General features: G+C 34.0%; 15 protein-coding genes. 7 read left to right on the forward strand and 8 right to left on the reverse strand.

Going from position 1 to position 19,335, the window contains the following annotated elements; translation table 11 throughout:
- Positions 1–36: 36 nt before the first annotated feature.
- The 5 genes from gldM to topA all read right to left on the reverse strand — a co-directional run bounded on the left by gldM (position 37) and on the right by topA (position 7,610).
- Complete coding sequence (gene gldM / locus B4N66_RS01940; RefSeq protein ID WP_291092061.1) at positions 37–1,578, reverse strand: gliding motility protein GldM; 1,542 nt, start codon at positions 1,576–1,578, stop codon at positions 37–39.
- A 44-nt stretch (positions 1,579–1,622) separates the two neighbouring features.
- On the reverse strand, positions 1,623–2,267 hold the full coding sequence (gene gldL, locus B4N66_RS01945) for a gliding motility protein GldL (RefSeq protein WP_291092062.1): 645 nt from the start codon (positions 2,265–2,267) through the stop codon (positions 1,623–1,625).
- A 68-nt stretch (positions 2,268–2,335) separates the two neighbouring features.
- Positions 2,336–3,736, reverse strand: coding sequence for a gliding motility lipoprotein GldK (gldK, locus tag B4N66_RS01950; RefSeq protein WP_291092063.1), 1,401 nt, complete (start codon positions 3,734–3,736; stop codon positions 2,336–2,338).
- A 205-nt stretch (positions 3,737–3,941) separates the two neighbouring features.
- Positions 3,942–5,090 (reverse strand): formimidoylglutamase, encoded by a 1,149-nt coding sequence (locus B4N66_RS01955; protein WP_291092064.1) that lies wholly within the window; start codon positions 5,088–5,090, stop codon positions 3,942–3,944.
- Positions 5,091–5,093: 3 nt separating this feature from the next.
- On the reverse strand, positions 5,094–7,610 hold the full coding sequence (topA, locus tag B4N66_RS01960) for a type I DNA topoisomerase (RefSeq protein ID WP_291092065.1): 2,517 nt from the start codon (positions 7,608–7,610) through the stop codon (positions 5,094–5,096).
- A 177-nt stretch (positions 7,611–7,787) separates the two neighbouring features.
- Between topA and miaB the strand changes: the two genes are divergently transcribed.
- The 7 genes from miaB (at position 7,788) to groL (ending at position 14,801) form a co-directional block, all read left to right on the forward strand.
- Positions 7,788–9,236 (forward strand): tRNA (N6-isopentenyl adenosine(37)-C2)-methylthiotransferase MiaB, encoded by a 1,449-nt coding sequence (miaB, locus tag B4N66_RS01965; RefSeq protein ID WP_291092066.1) that lies wholly within the window; start codon positions 7,788–7,790, stop codon positions 9,234–9,236.
- A gap of 94 nt (positions 9,237–9,330) precedes the next feature.
- Positions 9,331–10,593: a sigma-54 interaction domain-containing protein gene (locus tag B4N66_RS01970; protein ID WP_291092067.1), complete on the forward strand. Its 1,263-nt coding sequence runs from the start codon at positions 9,331–9,333 to the stop codon at positions 10,591–10,593.
- Between the two features lie 4 nt (positions 10,594–10,597).
- Complete coding sequence (locus tag B4N66_RS01975) at positions 10,598–11,104, forward strand: LptE family protein (RefSeq protein ID WP_291092068.1); 507 nt, start codon at positions 10,598–10,600, stop codon at positions 11,102–11,104.
- 43 nt (positions 11,105–11,147) lie between these two features.
- Positions 11,148–12,350, forward strand: coding sequence for a tetratricopeptide repeat protein (locus B4N66_RS01980; RefSeq protein ID WP_291092069.1), 1,203 nt, complete (start codon positions 11,148–11,150; stop codon positions 12,348–12,350).
- A 1-nt stretch (position 12,351) separates the two neighbouring features.
- The gene (secG, locus tag B4N66_RS01985; protein WP_291092070.1) at positions 12,352–12,696 is read left to right on the forward strand and encodes a preprotein translocase subunit SecG; all 345 of its coding nucleotides are present in this window, start codon (positions 12,352–12,354) and stop codon (positions 12,694–12,696) included.
- 153 nt (positions 12,697–12,849) lie between these two features.
- Entirely contained in the window at positions 12,850–13,125 is a 276-nt protein-coding gene (locus B4N66_RS01990; RefSeq protein ID WP_291092071.1) for a co-chaperone GroES, read from the forward strand.
- Positions 13,126–13,169: 44 nt separating this feature from the next.
- Positions 13,170–14,801, forward strand: a complete 1,632-nt coding sequence (groL, locus tag B4N66_RS01995) for a chaperonin GroEL (protein WP_188360560.1) — start codon at positions 13,170–13,172, stop codon at positions 14,799–14,801.
- Between the two features lie 70 nt (positions 14,802–14,871).
- Here the strand turns inward: groL and B4N66_RS02000 are convergent, their stop codons facing one another.
- The 3 genes from B4N66_RS02000 to B4N66_RS02010 all read right to left on the reverse strand — a co-directional run bounded on the left by B4N66_RS02000 (position 14,872) and on the right by B4N66_RS02010 (position 19,331).
- Positions 14,872–15,618: a DUF2490 domain-containing protein gene (locus tag B4N66_RS02000; protein WP_291092072.1), complete on the reverse strand. Its 747-nt coding sequence runs from the start codon at positions 15,616–15,618 to the stop codon at positions 14,872–14,874.
- A gap of 216 nt (positions 15,619–15,834) precedes the next feature.
- Positions 15,835–17,451, reverse strand: coding sequence for a SulP family inorganic anion transporter (locus B4N66_RS02005; protein ID WP_291092073.1), 1,617 nt, complete (start codon positions 17,449–17,451; stop codon positions 15,835–15,837).
- Positions 17,452–17,462: 11 nt separating this feature from the next.
- Positions 17,463–19,331 (reverse strand): proton-conducting transporter membrane subunit, encoded by a 1,869-nt coding sequence (locus B4N66_RS02010; RefSeq protein WP_291092074.1) that lies wholly within the window; start codon positions 19,329–19,331, stop codon positions 17,463–17,465.
- Positions 19,332–19,335: the final 4 nt, after the last annotated feature.

Below are 19,335 nucleotides of genomic sequence, written 5' to 3' on the forward strand. Positions count from 1 at the left end.
TGTAGGTTATTATAAGATAACGTGGCAGTATTATAATTATTGTATTTCGTAAACTATAGGTGCAGTTCTAGGCAACATGATGTCAGAACCTTCAAGTCTTACTTTAATGTCTGTAATAGTAACAGCATCTCCTCTTGATGCTCTAGCCATAGCAGCCTCACATTGAGAGTTTACTCTGTTTCCATTTACAATTACTGCAGCTTGACCTGGAGCTTTAAATGTAAAGCCAGTAACCGTTAAATTAACATCGAAATCAAAATCAGGTAGTTTCGCACCAATTTGAGAAACAGCTAATCTAGACTTTTGTCCTTTAGCACCGTACATTTCACCACCGATAGTTCCTACTGGTGCAGGAATACCTTTGATTCTAAATACTTTTTTAGAACTTGCCGTTTTCCCTCCCGGAAGTTTAGCAGTTACATTAATAACAGCTTCAGTCCCTTGACCTGGACTCATGTTGTATTTTCCTGTTCCAGAAGCTCTACTTAAACCTGGACCTGAAGCAGTTACATCAGTATCAGATACTCCTGCGAATGAAATAGTCATTGGGTTTACAACACCTCTATAAACTACGTTCATTTTATCAGCAGAAATTGTAGCTTCTTTTGGTTGAGGAACAACTACATATTTACCTTCAAATTTTAATGGGATTTCTTTTCCATCTTCTACGAAAACGAATTGACCATTAATATTTTGTTCACCAACTGCACCAGCCGTTAAAGAGATAACAGCCTGACCGTTTTCAATTTTACCCGGACCAACAAATTTGGTAGGCGTTGTGTTAGCATCATAACGACCTAATACAACTTTTCCAGTAACTGTCTCACCTTGGAAATATGCATTTTTGTCTAGTACTACAATCGCTTGATAATTGCTATATGAAGCTGTAGATTGATACGTGTTACCAATCAAAGCATTCAATAAACTTGATTCAATTGATTTAGCATCGCTTTGCATAGCAGATAATTTTGTTAATGAAGCTATCCCTGGAAAACCTCTGTAATGATAATCAAGATAAGGTACCGTGATCCCTTCCTTATTTTTTACATCATCAGTATTAAATTTAGAATTTAAGTCATCAACTATTGCCTTATATTTTTTATCAGTACCAACAGCAGCTTTAACGTCTTCTCTATATTTGTTTATGGTGGCTAATACTTCATTACCTTTCTCGGTATATCCATCTCCTTTAAACCAAGTATAGTCAATTGCATCTGCTTTATCCATTGCTTCGTAAGGCAACTTTCCTGTTTCCTCATCAACTTCCACACCTTCAGTTATACCAGCTTTTAATTCACCAATATAACTGTAAAAAGCTTTAGTCAAATTAGTAACTTTATCAGCAATTTGTTTTGGTCCTTGGAAGTTTTTTGGATCTTCCGAAGCCTTCTGAGCTAAAGTTTGTAAAATTGCTTCATTAGTTTGTACCGCAGCAACGTTAGATTTTTCAAATTTCTCATTAAATAATCCAAATGCTGATAATACTTCTTTTGACATGTTAAGTGCCAACATCGCGATGAAAACCAAGTACATCAGGTTAATCATCTTCTGTCTAGGGGTTAATTTTCCTCCTGCCATTTCTAATTAGTTTTTTAAATTGTTTGTTAAATTGATAAAACTAATTATCCTTTATTTCCCATTGCAGACAACATTCCACCATAAACATTGTTTAAGGAAGCAATATTAGCTGTCATAGCTTGCATTTGATCTTTTAATTTTGAAGCATTGTCAGCAATTTCTTTATTAGCTTCTGCATTTCTAGAAGCACTTTCTAACTGAACTTTATATAAACTATTTAAAGATTCCATTTGAGCAGCAGCCATAGATAATTCTTCGCTATATTTTTTCTGACCTGCTATTGAATCTACAGTTGGAGCAATTCCTTTAGCAGCAGATTCGAAGTTTTTGATGCTGTTTCCTAAGCTTGTCATTAACTCACCGTCAACTTTAGCTTCTTTCAACATTGCATCTAATTTTTGTGACAATAAACCTTGAGCATCTTTAGCTTCTTCTTTTTTACCTTTTTCTTTTGCTTCTCCACCTGCTAATTCAGGGTATACTAAAGACCAATCCAATTCGTTGTCAACTGGTTCGAAGGCAGATAATGCGAAAATGATAGCTTCAGTAACAAGACCGATGGTTAACATCACGTTTCCTGTTAAAGGTCCGATTTCAAAGTGGATAATTTTGAATAATGCTCCTACGATAACAACCGCAGCTCCCATTCCATAAGCAAAGTTCATTGTTTTTTTACTTAAAAGTGCCATAATAATAAATTTTAGTTAGTTAAGTTAATTAATATAATAAAGTTGGTTAAAAATTTAAATTTGTTGGTTTATTTTGATCTACCTGTCATTCTGTTTCCAGTAGTTTGTGTTCCCATATAATCTTGAACTGTTCTGAATCCGATGTAGCTCCTTGCAGAATCAGCATATTCATAATCTCTTGTACTTACCTGAAGGAAGTAAGCAACATCTTTCCAAGAACCACCACGGATAACTTTACGTTTGTTTTTCAAATCACCTACTGTTGGGTTCATTGTTGAAACATATTCATAAGCAGCAGCATCATATGATGAATCTGTCCACTCTGAAACGTTTCCGGACATGTTGTATAAGTTATAGTTATTTGGTTCGTATGATTTTGCTTCTACAGTGTATAAAGCCTCATCAGCTGCATAATCCCCTCTATTTGGTTTGAAATTAGCCAAATAACAACCTCTGTCGTTTTTAGCATATAAACTTCCCCATGGATAAGTTGCAGATTCTAGACCTCCTCTAGCAGCATATTCCCACTCTGCTTCGGTTGGTAAACGGAAAGAGTTAACAAATTCTTGTTTCTTTTTCTTTCTGTAAGTATTTTTATTTAATGTTCTCCATGCACAAAATGCTTTGGCTTGCGTCCATTTAACTCCAACTACAGGGTAATCACTGTAAGCTTGATGCCAAAAATAATCGTTGTGCATTGGTTCATTATATGAATAAGCAAAATCTTTAATCCAAGAAGTCGTATCAGGATATACTTTAACTTTTTCTTTTCTGATAAAGTCTGATCTTTTTCCTGTTTTAGCTTTAGCTGCCGCTTGAATATCCATCCAAGTGTAACTGAATTCTAATTTATTTACATCAATTGTTCTCAAACCATTATATGATTCGGCAGCAGGTAAATACATTGAATCCATTACCTCAACATAATATTCATCCGGATATTTTGAAGTTTCTTTAATCAATTTTACTTTTCTGTTCAATTTTCTACCGGCAAATTGATCATCATCCGTTCCAACACTATAGTAGTTTTCATACATATATTTATCGTAAGGAGTCATTTTTTCAGGATCTGCATCAGCAAAAGCATAATCGCCTATGCTTCCACCACCTTTTTTTCCGGCGTTACCAGTTGAAGTTTGACCCATTTCATCTGCAAGAATAGCTAATTTCATTCTAATAGTAGAATCTTTTACCCATTCAACAAACTGACGGTATTCACTATTTGTGATTTCAGTTTCATCCATGTAGAACGAACGAACTGTTACCGTTTTGGTTGGTGCATCTTGAATATTAGCTAAATCATCGTCTGATTTACCCATAATAAACGCTCCGCCAGGAATCAATGTCATACCATAAGGTTTCTCAGGATGCCATTTTTTACCTTGAACTCCTACAAGTTCTCCCTTGTCACTGGAACCGCAGCTAACCAGTGTTACTAAAATCGTTGATAATGCGATGAACTTCTTCATATAAATTTGGGTTATCATGTACTCGAATTTTTAAGGCCGTAAACCTATTTATAATTTTTTAAAAATGCAATTATTTATGGTAAAATTTATTTTCTGTGTCAAAACTAAATATATTCTTCAAATCTAAAAAGAAAAAAATCGATAAAATACATATTTTGTCGATGAAATACATCTTTTTATTATTTTTGTAAGATTATATCTTTAATTATATTAGATTCTTTCGTTGTGCTTTCCACCATCTTTCCGGTATTTCTTGGTCGCAAGCTCGCAAATAATCGTCATGTGTACACGGCAATAACGTATTTTTTTTTAATTTATTATTAACATTTGAAATAAATGGTATTTCTATCCACCATCTTTCTGTTTTTGGACTCTTAAAAAATATGAGCTCGATGTCGTCAACAGGAACGATGTATTTTAAAAATATATTTTGATTCAAATTTGGGTATTCTAAGGATCTAAAATTATATCCTTCTAGAAAATACCATATAATTTGAGCTATCAAAACGCTTTCATTCTTCAAATTATTGTGATTAAATATTCCAAATGAAGAAACTTTATCACTTAGTCCGGCATACCTTGATAAAGCACAAATTTCTTTACCATTAAAACCATTTGGTGTAAAAGTAACAAAATTTCCTGAATCTGCTGATTTTATGGATGTTAAATCTACTGAAACGATATCGCTATCTCTAAAAACGGGCTCTGCCAACGAAAGATTTGTGCTGACTTCGCCTAAACGATAGGCATCAAAGTATAATTTTTCAATTAAATCAATTTCTTCTTGGGAATTATAATAGGTTTGAAATCCCAAATTACTATAATTAAAAAGGTTGGTTGGCTCTTTAATAATTATCTTAGAAAGATAGGAATCTGAAGTATTTCTGGATTCATCTTTACCAAAATCAAATTTATTATCAATTGCAACCAAATTAACCATTTGATCCAACTTGTCATAACTGCGGTAGATTGCATAAGTCAAATCCTGAGAACCACCAATAACAATAGGAACAATCTGTTTCTTTATTAGTTCTGAAACAATCTTGGAAACAGCATAATATGTATCTTCTTGTGTATTTCCTTGCGGAATATCACCCAAATCAGCAATGGTTGAATGCCAATTGCCCGGATAAAGTGCATAAAATTCTTTTCTAATCAAACTTAGATCTACACTTTCATTAGAATTACTTCCTCTATTATCTAAAACACCAATTATTGCAATTTTAATTTTGTTTAAATCCGGAAAATCTTCGTGCGTATGGAATACACACTTTTTTCCAAGCGTTTGCGAATTTAGATTTTTTACAAAGTCTAAAACCGCCTCTTCAACAGGTTCTAAAAAATCAAATGCCATAAATTATTTCTTTTTTACCGGTGCTTTTTTGGTAGCTGTCTTTTTTGCTGCAGGTTTTTTGGCCGGTGCTTTCTTAGCCGGTGCTTTCTTTTCAATCAATTCTTGCACTTGAGCTAACGTTAATTTTTCTGCATCAACATCTTTGTTCAATTCAATTTTAACCTTTCCTTTGGTGATAACCGAACGACCCCAGCGGGCTTTTTCAACCTTAATTCCTTCAGCCTTCCAATCATGGATAACTTTGTCAATTTCTTTTTGCTGCTTATCTTCAATCAATTCAACTAAATCGGATTGCGATAATTTATCAAAATTGTATTTTTTACTTACATTAATAAACATTCCATTCCATTTGATAAATGGACCAAATCGACCAACACCTCTTTGAATCGGCAATCCTTCATATTCTCCAATTGGAGCATCAGCTTGATTTTTTTCATCAATTAGTTCTTGTGCTCTTTCTAAAGTAACATCCAAAGGATCTTCGCCTTTCGGCAACGAAACAAATGTCTTACCAAATCGAACATAAGGCCCAAAACGACCATTATTCACTTCAACTTCTTCTCCTTTATAGGTGCCTAAATTTTTTGGTAATAAAAACAAGTTTAAAGCATCTTCTAGCGTAATGGTTCCAATATTTTGATCGGTTCCTAAACTGGCAAATTGTTTATCTTCATCATCAATATCACCAATCTGAGCCATTGGTCCAAATTTTCCTAAACGAACCGAAACCGGCTTTCCTGTTTTTGGATCTTTTCCTAATATACGTTCGCCACTTTCTCTGTCGGCATTTTCTTCAACATTTTTAACAATTGGGTGAAAATGATTGTAGAAATCTCGCATCATTTTTGTCCAATCTTCATTTCCTTCAGCAATTTCATCGAAATCTTGTTCCACTTTTGCAGTGAAATTATAATCTAAGATGGTAGAAAAATTCTTTACTAAAAAGTCATTTACAATAATCCCAATATCTGTTGGCACCAATTTTCCTTTGTCAGAACCGGCATTTTCAGTTAAAACTACTGATTTAATGTCATTTCCTTTTAAAGTTAATTGGTTGTATTTTCTTTCTTGTCCTTCAAAGCTTCCTTTTTCAACGTAATTTCTGTTGATAATAGTTGAAATAGTTGGTGCATAGGTTGATGGTCTTCCAATTCCTAATTCTTCTAATTTCTTCACCAAAGAAGCTTCAGTATATCTACTTGCAGGTCTTGAAAAACGTTCTGTTGCAGTAATATAATTATTAGCCAAACGTTCGTTGATTTTCATCGCCGGTAACATTCCCTCTTGTTCTTCATCATCTTCATCATTTCCTTCTAAATATACTTTTAGGAAACCTTCAAATTTGATCACTTCTCCGGTTGCAGCAAAATGTTCGCTATGATTGTTCGCTTCAATTTTCACATTGGTACGTTCCAATTCGGCATCACTCATTTGCGAAGCCAACGTTCTTTTCCATATCAAATCATATAAACGTGCTTGATCTCTGTCTATATTTAAGGTGTGTTTTGACATATCCGTTGGACGAATTGCTTCGTGAGCTTCTTGAGCACCTTTTGATTTACTGGTGAAATTTCTTGGTTTGCTGAATTCCTTTCCATACGAATGAGTAATTTCAGCCTGAGCAGCTGCCATTGCTTCTTGCGAAAGATTGACGCTGTCTGTTCTCATATAAGTAATGTGCCCAGCTTCATACAAACGTTGTGCAATTTGCATGGTTATTCCAACAGGAAGATATAATTTTCGAGCTGCTTCCTGTTGCAACGTAGAAGTTGTAAACGGTGCGGCCGGAGATTTTTTGGTAGGTTTTGTTTCTAAATCCGATACCTTATATAAAGAACCAATATTTTTTTGAAGAAAATCTTCTGCTTCTTTTTTAGTTGAAAAATTCTTTGGCAATTTGGCTTTGAAGGTTTTTCCCGCTTCATTGGCGAATTCTGCCGTAACAGAATAAGAGGCTTGAGCAGTAAACTCTTGAATTTCTCGCTCTCTTTCCACAATCAAACGAACAGAAACTGATTGCACACGCCCGGCAGACAAACCGCCTTTTACTTTTTTCCACAAAACCGGTGATAATTCATAACCCACCAAACGGTCTAAAACTCTTCTGGCCTGTTGAGCATTTACTAAATTATAATCAATAGAACGTGGATTTTCAATTGCCTTTTGAATAGCCGATTTTGTAATTTCATGAAAAACAATTCGCTTAGTTTTTTTTGGATCTAATTTTAATTCTTCGGCTAAATGCCATGAAATTGCTTCTCCTTCTCGGTCTTCATCACTCGCCAACCAAACCATTTCAGCATTTTTAGATAACGTTTTGAGTTTACTCACTAAAGCTTTTTTATCTGCAGAAACTTCATATTTGGGTTTAAAATTATTCTCTACATCAACCCCGATTTCTTTAGAAGGAAGATCGGCAATGTGCCCGTAACTGGACTCTACCTGATAATCACTTCCTAAAAATTTTTCGATTGTTTTTGCTTTTGCCGGTGACTCAACGATAACTAAATTCTTTGCCATGTACATGTTTGTTTGGCAACAAAAGTATGGTTTTTTTTTAATTATTGTTTTTTGGAAAATAAAATGACACTTTAAATTATTTTTTTGAGGTAATATTTTGTTAAACAACATCTGCCATCTTGTCACATTTTCAATTTTAGTATTATCTTTGCTGACTGATTTCAGATAAAATCGATTATGGAGAAGACAATTGAAGAAAACAAGCAAGGAACCAGCTTAGTTTTAGAACAAAAAGAAGGTAATACAAAAAAACTTTTTATAGAAAGTTACGGCTGTCAGATGAATTTTTCTGATAGTGAAATCGTAGCTTCCATTTTGTATGAACAAGGTTATAACACTACCCAAAATTTGGAAGAAGCCGATTTGGTTTTAGTAAACACTTGTTCTATTCGTGATAAAGCTGAACAAACCGTTCGCAAACGTTTAGAAAAATACAACGCCGTTAAAAAAATCAATCCAACCATGAAAGTGGGTGTTTTGGGTTGTATGGCCGAGAGATTAAAAAGTCAATTTTTGGAAGAAGAAAAAATTGTAGATATGGTCGTTGGTCCCGATGCCTACAAAGACATTCCAAACCTATTAAAAGAAGTTGAAGAAGGTCGTGATGCCATCAATGTGATTTTATCTAAAGATGAAACCTATGGCGATATTTCTCCTGTTCGATTAAACAGTAATGGCGTGAATGCATTTGTGTCCATCACTCGCGGATGTGATAATATGTGTACTTTTTGCGTTGTTCCATTTACCCGTGGTCGTGAAAGAAGTCGTGAACCACAAAGTATTTTAGAAGAAATCAAAGATTTATCAGACAGAGGTTTTAAAGAAGTAACGCTTTTAGGTCAAAATGTAGATAGTTATTTATGGTATGGTGGTGGATTAAAGAAAGATTTCGATAAAGCTACCGAAATGCAACGAGCTACAGCAGTTGATTTTACACAATTACTTGAAATGTGTGCCGTTCAATTTCCGAAGATGCGTTTTCGTTTTTCTACTTCCAACCCGCAAGATATGCATGTGGAAGTAATTGAAATCATGGCTAAATACCACAACATTTGCAACTATATTCATTTACCGGTTCAAAGCGGAAGCACTAGAATTTTGAAAGAAATGAACCGTCAACACACCCGTGAAGAATACATGGCGTTGGTGGACAAAATATATGAAATTATTCCTGATATTTCGCTTTCGCAGGATATCATTACCGGCTTCCCAACAGAAACAGAAGAAGATCATCAAGACACCTTAAGTTTGATGGAATATGTGAAATATGATTTCGGATTTATGTTTGCTTATTCGGAACGACCGGGAACATTAGCCGCCAGAAAAATGGAAGACGACGTGCCGGAAGAAATAAAGAAAAGACGATTAAACGAAATCATCGACTTACAACAAAAATTAGGATTAGAAAGAACCAAACGTTTTATAGGTCAAGAAGTAGAAGTTTTAATTGAAAAAGAATCCAAACGATCTACCGAGCATTGGAGCGGAAGAAATTCTCAAAACACAGTGGTTGTTTTTCCAAAAGAAAATTACAAAGTTGGTGATTTTGTGATGGTAAAAATCAACGATTGTACCGCTGCCACTTTAATTGGAGAAGCGGTTGGTTATTCTGAAGTGATGAATTAATTTTTGTTTCAGGTTTCAAGTTTCAGGTTAACTACCCTACTTGAAACCTGAAACTTGAAACCTGAAACTTGAAACCTGAAACTTGAAACAAAACATGGAATCCGTACAAGCAATAAAACAACGATTTGAAATTATCGGAAATGATCCGAAACTCAATCGTGCGATAGAAAAAGCCATTCAGGTTGCTCCAACCGATATTTCGGTTTTGGTGACTGGTGAAAGTGGTGTTGGAAAAGAAAGTATTCCAAAAATTATTCATTCTCTTTCGCATAGAAAGCATGGAAAATATATAGCTGTAAACTGCGGTGCCATTCCGGAAGGAACAATTGACAGTGAACTCTTTGGTCACGAAAAAGGTTCCTTTACCGGAGCAACAGGTGCTCGTGATGGTTATTTTGAAGTGGCCGATGGCGGAACCATTTTTTTGGATGAAGTAGGCGAATTACCATTAACAACCCAAGTCCGTTTGCTTCGTGTGTTAGAAAATGGTGAATTTATTAAAGTAGGTTCCTCGCAAGTACAAAAAACAAATGTTCGGATCGTTGCAGCCACAAACGTCAATATGTTTGATGCAATTGAAAAAGGTAAATTCCGTGAAGATTTATATTATCGTTTGAGTACAGTTGACATAAACTTACCTCCGTTACGTGAACGAAAAGACGATATCCATTTATTATTTAGAAAATTTGCCGCCGATTTTAGTCAGAAATACAAAATGCCGCCCATCAAGTTAGATGACAATGCGGTTGATTTATTGTTGAAATATCGCTGGAGCGGAAATATCCGTCAGTTGCGGAATATTGCCGAACAAATTTCTGTTTTAGAAACCAATCGGAACATTTCTTATCAAACATTATATGCTTATTTACCTCAAGAAGGTTCAAATCTTCCGGCTGTTATCAAAGACAAAAAGGCGGAAAGTGATTTTAGTAACGAACGTGAAATTTTATACAAAGTACTTTTTGACATGAAAAGTGATTTGAACGATTTGAAAAAGCTGACGTTAGAATTAATGCAAAATGGCAGTTCAAAAGTGCAGGAAGCCAATAAAAATTTAATTCAAAAAATCTACGGCCAAAAAGAAGATACCGAAATTGATTTTGAAGAGCCAAGAATGGGTGTGATTCCAACCCAAAATAATTCGCAACAAGAGGAATTCGAAGACGAAGATGATGATCAAAATTATCTTTTTGCCGAAGCTGTGGAAGAAGAAGAAACCTTGCGTCTGGATGCTAAGGAAATTGAGCTCATCAAAAAAGCATTAGACAGAAACAAAGGCAAACGAAAAGCTGCTGCAGATGAATTAGGCATTTCGGAACGAACTTTATATCGAAAAATTAAACAATTTGATTTGTAGAATCATGAAAAAAATCATCAAATACTGTCTATTTCTAACAACAATAATCGCTGTAAACAGCTGCAAATACTACAACTTCACCGGAACCGGAAAGATAGATGCAGATACCTTTCAAGTCAATTATTTCCAAAATAATGCCGAATTAATTGAGCCGGGTCTTGAACGTGATTTTACAATTGCACTTCAAGAATTAATTGTCAATCAAACCAACTTGAATTTAACCACAAGTAGTGCAGATTTAATTTATGAAGGAGAAATTACTGGGTTCAGAATTTCGCCAATGACTGCCACTGCCGATCAACGAACAGCTCAAAACAGAGTAACAATGACGGTAAATGTTCGGTTTACCAATACCAAAAAAGAAGCTGATGATTTTGAAAAATCGTTTTCATTTTTCTATGATTATCCGGCAGAACAACAATTAATTGGACCAACGTTAGCAGCAGCAAAATTGGAACTTTTCGAACGAATCACTCAAGATATTTTTAATGCGTCGTTAGCAAAATGGTAGATTATAAAATTTAGTAAGTTTACCTTGTTAATTTTTTATAAATTTGTCAGACAACCAACAACCAACAACTGAATTGAACCTGTCCGAATATACATACTTACTCAACAACCCCAACGCGGTGAACGAAAAGCAAGCAAAAGCTTTGGAAACCGTAGTGGATAGTTTCCCCTTTTTTCAAAGTGCTCGTGCATTATATCTCAAAGGCTTGTATAATCAAGATAGTTACAAATATAATTTTGCGTTAAAACAAACAGCTGCTCATACTACAGATCGTAGTATTTTGTTTGATTTTATTACTTCAGATGAATTTACAATTATTGAAAAAGATATTTATGAACAAAAATTAGCTTTGTTGATGGATATTGAAGTGGTAGAAAGTGAAGTTCATCAAAATCCTACACAAGTTGAAAATGTACTGGAAATTATTGATTCCAAAGAAGAAATTACTAATGATGAAATTGAAATAGATAATTTAAACGTTTTACCAACCGTTGAATTTGAATCATCCGACATTGATTTTGTAAAGTTGGATAATTATCCAATTATTGAAGAAGTTTCAGAAGAAATCACTCTAACTGAAATCGTTCCTACAGAAATTGATGAAATTGTGACTATTTCAACAGAAGAAGAAACAATTTCTGAAACAATAGTTGAAGACGTTAACGTCGAAGAAGAACCTAATTCATTAGAAATTTTAGAAGAAACTGTTGAAGAAACAATTTCAAACGAAGCTGTATTGATAGACCAAAACAGTTTTGAATCTTCATCCGAAGAAGTAATTCCGGAAATTGAAGAAAAACTGGAAATTGGAAAACCAATTACATTTTTACAAAACGAAAAACACTCCTTTCAAGAATGGTTACAATTGGCAAGTTTTAAACCAATTGAACGAATTGAGGAGAAAAAAGAAACTTTTTCAATTGAAAATTCAGTTCAAAAAGAGGAAAAAAAGCAGGAAAACACTACTGATAAACTAAAAAAATTAGAAATAATTGACAAGTTTATCGAAACTAATCCAAAAATAACGCCTGCCAGAGAGTTAGTAGAAACGCCTTCAAAACCAATAGAAACAAGCGATACAACACACTTGATGACAGAAACATTAGCTCGCGTTTACTTGGAACAAAAAAAATATAGCAAAGCAATTCAAGCTTATGAAATATTAATTTTGAAATATCCGGAAAAAAGTATTTTCTTTGCAGACCGAATTAAAGACATTAAAATTTTACAACAAAATAATCAATAGCATGGGATTTTCAGTTTTTTTAGTATTAATAACAATTGTTTGTTTTTTATTAATCATCGTTATCATGGTTCAAAACCCTAAAGGTGGTGGTTTATCATCAACTTTTGGAAACTCTCAACAAATTGGTGGAGTTCAAAAAACTACTGACTTTTTAGATAAAAGTACATGGACATTAGGCATCATTTTGATTGCTTTGATTATGTTTTCAAGTTTAGCTTTTAATGATGGTAACGGAACAGTTACAATTGATAAGGATGTAACTCCTGCAAGAACCGAAACTCCTGCAGCAACTCCTACTCCTGCAACAACGCCAGCTCCAACTGAAGCTGCACCTGTAACAGAATAATTAATTTTGAATTTATATATTAAAGTCCCGAATTTTTTCGGGATTTTTTTTTGAATAGAATTATGCTGAAAAAATGTCAGTTTACTTCAATTGGCATAATTTCTGACTACTAGGAAATCGTCAAACTTAATTTAATTAAAATATAAAATAATTATGTCAGTAAACATTAAACCCCTTTCAGACCGCGTTTTAGTGGAGCCGGCTGCAGCCGAAACAACTACAGCCTCAGGAATTATTATTCCGGACACTGCCAAAGAAAAACCACAAAAAGGAATTGTTGTGGCAGTTGGAAATGGTAAAAAAGACCACACCATGACCGTAAAAGTTGGCGATACCGTTTTATATGGGAAATATGCCGGAACCGAATTAAAATTGGATGGCAAAGATTACCTCATCATGAGAGAGGATGATATTCTAGCAATTGTATAAAAAATTCAATTAAAAACAACAAACAAATTTAAATAGTTATAAAAATGGCAAAAGATATAAAATTCGACATTGAAGCACGCGACGGTTTAAAACGTGGTGTTGATGCATTGGCAAACGCAGTAAAAGTTACTTTAGGACCAAAAGGTCGCAATGTAACAATCAGCAAATCATTTGGTGGACCAACAGTAACCAAAGATGGTGTAACGGTTGCCAAAGAAGTTGAATTGAAAGATCCGTTGGAAAATATGGGTGCTCAAATGGTGAAAGAAGTTGCTTCTAAAACCAATGATTTAGCCGGAGACGGAACAACCACTGCAACGGTTTTAGCTCAAGCCATCGTGAAGGAAGGTTTAAAGAACGTAGCAGCCGGAGCAAATCCAATGGATTTAAAAAGAGGAATTGACAAAGCAGTAGAAGCCATTGTTGCTGACTTAGGCAAACAAGCCAAAGAAGTAGGAAGTTCTACTGAAAAAATAAAACAAGTAGCTTCGATTTCTGCTAATAATGATGAAGTAATTGGCGAATTAATCGCTACTGCTTTCGGAAAAGTAGGTAAAGAAGGTGTTATCACTGTTGAAGAAGCAAAAGGAACGGATACCTACGTTGATGTAGTAGAAGGAATGCAATTTGACAGAGGATATTTATCGCCTTACTTTGTAACCAATCCTGAAAAAATGAATGTGGAATTAGAAAATCCATATATTTTATTATATGATAAAAAAGTTTCTTCTTTAAAAGAGTTATTACCAGTTTTAGAACCGGTAGCTCAATCAGGAAAACCATTATTAATTATTGCAGAAGATGTTGATGGAGAAGCTCTTTCAACGTTAGTAGTAAACAAATTACGAGGAGCTTTAAAAATTGCTGCTGTAAAAGCACCAGGTTTTGGTGACAGAAGAAAAGCGATGTTAGAAGATATTGCCATCTTAACCGGAGGAACTGTAATTGCTGAAGAAAGTGGTTACACATTAGAAAACGCAACGTTAGAAATGTTAGGAACTGCTGAAAAAGTCTCTATTGATAAAGACAATACAACTATTGTAAACGGAGCAGGAAATGGTGATTTGATTAAAAATCGTGTTAACCAAATTAAAGCTCAAATGGAAACAACAACTTCTGATTATGACCGTGAAAAATTGCAAGAACGTTTGGCTAAATTAGCTGGAGGTGTTGCCGTTCTTTATGTTGGTGCTGCTTCTGAAGTAGAAATGAAAGAGAAAAAAGACAGAGTTGATGATGCTTTACACGCAACAAGAGCAGCTGTTGAAGAAGGAATTGTTGCCGGTGGTGGAGTTGCTTTATTGAGAGCTAAAAACGTTTTAGCTTCTTTAAAAGCAGATAATGCTGATGAAGCAACCGGAATTCAAATTGTTTCTCGTGCGGTTGAATCGCCATTGCGAACAATTGTTGAAAATGCAGGTTTAGAAGGTTCAGTTGTTGTAGCAAAAGTAGCCGAAGGAAAAGGTGATTTTGGATACAATGCCAAAACCGATGAATATGTTGATATGCTAAAAGCCGGAATCATCGATCCGAAAAAAGTAACGCGTGTTGCTTTGGAAAATGCTGCTTCTGTTGCCGGAATGATTTTAACAACTGAATGTGCTTTGGTTGATATTAAAGAAGAAAATGCCGGCGGAGGAATGCCAATGGGTGGAGGAATGCCGGGGATGATGTAAAATCTAGTTATTAGTCATTCTAAATAAAAAAATCCGTCTTGAAGAAATTCTTGACGGATTTTGTTTTTTATTAAATACTTAGGTTTTGCAAAATTGAAAATGAAAGCGTATGATTCATTAAATCGGAACCACTACTTAAATTTAAATAATGATTCATATAACCCAATTCAATTCGGGTTTGTTCTTTGAAATGAATTCCTAAACCGGTGAAAAATCGGTTTTGATCAAAGAATTTGGAATTAATCTTATTTCTACCAATATTCAAAAATACTTCTGATTGGATTATTCCATACAACGTATTATTAGAATTTTTAAAATTAGATAAATGAATCAAATTTCTGTTTAAATACCTGAATCGATTTTGATAATGAGTAGCTACGACCTCTGTATTTTGATTAACTACTCCCAATCTGTCCACAAATCGCTGTTCAACTCGAATTCGATGATTCATTAGATTTTTATCTTCCTTCCATTTATGATTATAAACCAATTGCTGCCAAATTCTGTTTTCACCAAAATAATCATCAAAAGTTGGACTGTATGTGTTTATTAAACCATATCCTAAAGCCAAATTCAACTTTGAATTGACATGATAGATTCCGCCCAATCTAAATAAATTTTGACGAGAATAGTTTAAATTATCATCTAGCCTAAACTGAGCTTCGACATGAATTCCAATTTTTTCAGCAATTTTAATTTGACCAACATAAGCAAACCAGTTTGCTTGATCTTCGTTTTTATTCTGAGCATAACCATTACTAATCATAGCAAAAAGTGCTACTAGAACGTAACTTTTTTTAATCCAATTCATTTTCATATTACTGTCTTTTTTACAATTTAATTCCTTTTTCTCATACAGGCAACAACTATGAAATTGAGTACAAACCAACTATTCTGCTTTTAATTTATGAGTATGATTCCCGTCTTAGCAAATGCTGTTTATTTCGATGTCAAGGTTCTGCGTTTTACTTTTTTTTAAATGTGGCTTAAATTACTCTATTTTCACAAAAGTAAAAGTAGATAAATACTTAAATTAATTCATCTTGTTTAAACTTATAGTCATTTTTCTTGATGCTTTCGGATGATTTGACAATGGTTTATGGTTTTCCAATCCAAGAATAGTTACTGTTCCTCCATCATCATGAGCTTCATAATCATGTTTAAAATGTTCTAAGTTTTCCATAACCGAATGATCAACTAATTTAGTCTTTTTCAAATTAATAATTACTTGATAGCCTGGCGGAATTTCCTCCAACTTTCTTTTAATTCCTAAATAATTTGAAAAAATGGCCGATTTATCAATTTCCACATAATACGTATTTCCTTCAAAAGAAACAATTGTTTGGGCTTTAAAAAAGGAAGAAATTGGTATGCCATTCATAACATGAATAATCATTTTTAACAACATTCCGAACGCAATTCCCACCAATAAATCTTCAAAAAGTGTCACAATAACTGTGCCTGAAAAGATAATTAATTGCTCTTTTCCTATGTGAAGCATGTGAAGAAATTCTCTTGGATGAGCCAATTTTATTCCCACTGTAATTAACATCGCGGCTAATGCTGCGTTTGGAATCATCTCTAACAGTGGAGCCGCTAACAATACAAAAAGAAGAATAAAAACGCCGTGAAAAAAGTTTGCCCATCGTGTTTTGGCTCCATTAGTAACGTTGGATGAACTTCTGGCTACTTCTGAAATCATAGGTAATCCTCCCAAAAAAGCAGCAAAGGTATTCCCTATTCCAATCGCTATTAAATCCTTATTTGCGTTTGATTTTCTTCTAAAAGGATCTGCCAAATCAATCGCTTTTACGGTTAACAATGATTCCAATGAACCAACTAAAGCGAACATAATAACATATTTTATAAAAATTCCGGTTTGACTAATTCCTGAAAAATCAACGTTCCAATGAATGCTCTCTGTTAAGCTTCCAATTTTAACCAAAGCATAAGGCGGTTCTGTGTGAGCAAAATCCATTACTAATTCGGCCGGAATAGCAAAAAGTAAAACCACTAGTGGAGCCGGAATCATCTTAATAGTTTTATTTTTAATAAATGGCCAACCTAACATTATTATTAGACTGACTACGCCAATAAATGTTGCCTTTGTATCCAAATTAACTATGAATTTAGGGATGTTCAATAACAATTCAATCGGATTCATTCCTTTGGCTAACATCGGATTATCATTCAACAAAACCGGAATTTGTTTGGCAATAATAATGATTCCGATAGCCGCCAACATTCCGTGAATGGTTGAGAGTGGAAAAAAATCGGCTAATTTTCCCAATTTAAAAATTCCAAAAAGAATTTGTATTAATCCTGCAATAACCATTGCTCCTAATGCTAATTTCCAACCTAAATCAGAATTTCCTTGACCAAATTCGGAAACAGCTCCGGCAACAATTACAATTAATCCCGCTGCCGGACCTTTGATGGTTAATCGCGAGCCCATGAAAAAACTCACGAGAATTCCACCGATAATTGCTGTGATTAATCCCATAATGGGAGGGAAATCTGATGCTTTTGCAATTCCTAAACTCAAAGGTAATGCCAATAAAAAGACGATAAAACCTGAAATAGCATCGGTTTTAAAATTTTCTTTTAATCCTGCTAAACCATCAGCAGGAATATATTTTTTTGTTTTCATATGATTTTATATTAAGATGATTGATAAGGTAACTCATGATATGTTTTTACATGAGGTCCCAAAAATAAACGAGCATAAATTCGGATTCCGGCAATTCCGGAAACTACAAAACTAGAAGCTACAAAAAAGGCTAATACAACTTGATTACTCGCAATATGACTAAAAAGTAAATCTTCACCAATAAAGGTTGAAGTGATTGGAAAACCCGTGATACCTAATGTTGCCAACAAAAAGAAAAAAGCGAATTTTGGGTGTTCATAAACGTGTCCTAAATATTGACTGATTACGATTCGTTTTTCCATTTTCTTTAATTTCAGCAATGCCAAATAGCCAATTGCACCTGAAACAATAATTCCGGCTAGATAAAAAGCAATTTCGTTTACGGTTACATGTTCATTAAAAACGATGGCTAAAGCAATCCAAAAATGATTCATGACAATTAAAATCCAACCCAAAAACGGACTTTTACGTTCTGAGAAAGATTTAAAAACAAATACCAAACCTATTCCGGCAAAAATTTCGGGTAAAACGGATGTTAACTCAGTTGGCAATATCTCTTTGAATTGATAAGAAATTGTTCCCAAAGCAAAAAGCGGTATAAAAAAGAAATAAACTCTTTTGATATTCAAAAAATCCAAAGACTTACCTATTATTTTTAAAGGTCGCCACAGAACAAAATTCAAAAATGATTCTAAATTAAATTCTTTCAAAGCAAGAACATACAGTGTATTTTTAATCTTTCTTGGAAGGAAAAAATTATCTTTTTCAGATTTAGGTTGAAAAGTGTAAAACTGCTCTCTTATCAAATAACTTACTACCGAAGGAGAAACTAACAACTGATACGTTCGCAAAAAAGCATTCCCGGCAAAATGAATAAGTGCCAACACTTCTAAGCCAAGAGCAATTTCAATAAAAATTATACCAATTTGCGAAATGGAACTATAGGCAATTTGACTTTTTACAGATGACTGTACTCTAGCCATTAAAGAACTCATAATACTAGTGGTTAATCCCATCAATCCAATTGCAAATCGCATCGACGTTTGATGTTCCCAAAAAGGAAACGTTCGCAACATTAAAAACACTCCCAAATGAACTGAAAGTGAGCCATAAAAAATTGCACTAGATGGTGTTGGTCCTTCCATTGCTCTGGGTAACCATGATGAAAAAGGAATTTGAGCCGATTTTGCGGCTGCTGCACAAGCAAGACATAACGCAATAAAAACACCAATTAAAGAGTGATTTTGCAAATGTTCATTCACCAATTCATAATTGTTTAGCTTCATAAAAGTGATATTTTCATGAAACAAATGGTGACTTGCCCACATCGTTAACAATAATCCAACATCGCCAATTCTGTATATCGAAAAAACTTTGAAGGCATTTTTAACCGGTAAATAGCGTTCTCTGTAAAACGCAATTAATAGAAAAGATGAAATTCCGATAATTTCCCAACCAATGAACAACGTTTCAAAATTACCGGACAGAATAGCTAAATTATATCCAAAAAAGAAGAATAAAACGGTGGTAAAAAAACGTTTATATCCTTTTTCACGATGGAGATAATAGCGACTGTAAGTGGTTATCATCGATGTGAGCAGAGCACCAACAAACAAATAAACGGCTGTAATTCTATCAAAATAGAAATCGATGAAAAACTCGTAATGTGATGTTCTGAAAATCGTCGTTTCCTTGAGATTCAAATCCGGTGAATCATTCCAAATCCAAATTACACTAAATAAAACAATGCCTAAAAACTGAATAAAAACAGTACTAAAAGCAATTCCTGAAATTAATTTCTCTTTTTTCTCAGGTAAAAACACACTGATTAAGAAACCTAAAATCGGGAACAATAAAAAAAACTGAAGTATATTTTCCATAATC

Origin of the sequence: Flavobacterium sp. UBA2787, assembly GCA_002352205.1 — a bacterium.
Lineage (GTDB): Bacteria > Bacteroidota > Bacteroidia > Flavobacteriales > Flavobacteriaceae > Flavobacterium.